A 1,808-nucleotide genomic window follows, 5' to 3' on the forward strand; every position below is an offset into this window, starting at 1 on the left:
GTTATTTTTTCACAGTCAATTTGGCGGAACGAAACCGGACTTTGCTGACCGATAGGATTGAACTACTTTGCGAGTCTTTTCGTAACGAGAAAGAGCAACTCTTCGATCGATGCAGTTGCACGGATATCAGTGCAAACACCGCGGCGGCCGCGACGAGTGCAGGGCCAAAACGGAGCCAGTACTCGACGGGTGCGAAAAGTAGTGGCATGAACCAAAGAGCGTCTTTTGCGGTCTTCGGATTGTCGATAGCAATATATACGCCAAAGAAGAAGGACCCTGCGACGTTGAACAGCAAGATGGTCAATAGGAGGCTGGTTGTGGCTCGGTACGCGGATGGGCTTCTGTTTCGCTTTTCGCGGATGATCGATTGACCGATCGCGGCAATCGTGGCGAAAACCGGGAACGCAAGCGCGACTGCAGCCTTCATACGCGGCCTAACGTGAAGCTACCCGATTGGCCCTCACGGCGCAACAACTCACTTCGTGACTTTCAGTCGCGCTGTAACAGAAAGGACTCGGCCAGAAACTTTGTCTTTGACGGTCGCTGTGACCTTGTAGTCGCCAACAGGATCAGTCTTGTCGAAGCCTACAGTCATACTGGCTTGGCCGAGCTGTAAGAGGCGTTGCTGCATGGGCTTTCCAGACCAAACTGGGCCACCACCCGCCGTCATTTTGCTTCCATCTGGCCCTTCGAGGATGAAATCAGATACCACGTCGCAAACGCCACCGACATTCGGCGCACAGCCATGAAAGATGAGGAGTGCGGAGACCGTTTCGCCTAGACGTACCGTGTTGGTAGTAGTCAGTTTCGGCGGGGGCGTGGATGAGTTCCATGTTTGGCGAAACTGACCTTCGTTCGCAGTAAGAACGATTTGAATGCCGAAGTCTCCAGCACTGCGCATGTTGTCAGAATCAGGAATGGGCTTTCCGCTCGGATCAATCCATCCGCTTTGAGCGGCAAGCGGAAGAAGCGCGACGAGTAAGGCTAGACACCATTTCATAAAAGAGGCTCCAATAGTGAGGGCCAACGACAAGCTCACCCGACGAAAACCGCATCGCGGTTTTTGGTCGGGTGAAGCGACGGGTTATGCGCATTCTTCATGCAGCCCATCAATAAATTCTGAAAGTGCATTGGACAACTTTGTCATATTCTCTTCCCAAGGCTCACCGTCATAATTTGCCATCTCATGATCCCAATAGTAAACAGCGCCATAGTCTTCGTCTTTTAGACTCAAGCAATAGACATTGCCACCAGGGCTTTCGCCGAAGGGAAGATAGTGGCCCGGAATTAAGTCTCGATAGTTCTCCGTACTCAGTAAGCGATCTTTGAAGGACGCACTAGAACTGAAACGGACAATGCCTTAACCGTTGGCGTGCGATTAGTCCGTTAGGGCGTCGAGATTCCAAGGCAACAGCGCTTCGAACTCTTCGACAGTTTTTGCGGTGGGAAGCTTTCGGAACAGATCGACCAGATAGGTGTAAGGGTCGACGCTATTGGCCTTGCAGGTTTCGATCAACGAGTAAAGATTAGCGCTGGCACGGGCGCCGGCCACCGTATCGCAAAACAACCAATTGCGGCGGCCCACCACGAAGGGGCGTATGGCGTTTTCGCAGAGGTTGTTGTCGATGGGCCAAGCGCCGTTGTCGACGAAGCGGATCAGTTTGGACCACTGCGATGACAAGTAATGCAAAGCCTTGCCCAGCAAACTACCGGGGATTACCGCATGCAGATGTTGTAGCAGCAGGGCTTCGATTTTGACCAAAACCGGTCGGCTTTGCTCCTGGCGCCGCTGCCCACGCTGTTCGACG

The 1,808-nt window shown here is 53.0% G+C and carries 4 protein-coding genes; all 4 read right to left on the reverse strand.

All coding sequences use genetic code 11. The features are described 5' to 3' along the window. Position 1 precedes the first annotated feature (1 nt). On the reverse strand, positions 2-427 hold the full coding sequence (locus BJL95_RS25305; protein ID WP_071159882.1) for a hypothetical protein: 426 nt from the start codon (positions 425-427) through the stop codon (positions 2-4). Positions 428-475: 48 nt separating this feature from the next. Beyond that, the gene (locus BJL95_RS19555; protein ID WP_139306306.1) at positions 476-1,000 is read right to left on the reverse strand and encodes a hypothetical protein; all 525 of its coding nucleotides are present in this window, start codon (positions 998-1,000) and stop codon (positions 476-478) included. A gap of 84 nt (positions 1,001-1,084) precedes the next feature. Then, positions 1,085-1,357, reverse strand: a complete 273-nt coding sequence (locus tag BJL95_RS26115; protein WP_083386172.1) for an SMI1/KNR4 family protein — start codon at positions 1,355-1,357, stop codon at positions 1,085-1,087. Positions 1,358-1,378: 21 nt separating this feature from the next. Continuing rightward, positions 1,379-1,808: transposase (locus BJL95_RS19560; RefSeq protein ID WP_139306269.1), on the reverse strand; the 430-nt coding region annotated here is incomplete at its 5' end.

Source organism: Methylomonas sp. LWB (genome assembly GCF_001856095.1).
GTDB classification, from domain to species: Bacteria; Pseudomonadota; Gammaproteobacteria; order Methylococcales; family Methylomonadaceae; genus Methylomonas; species Methylomonas koyamae_A.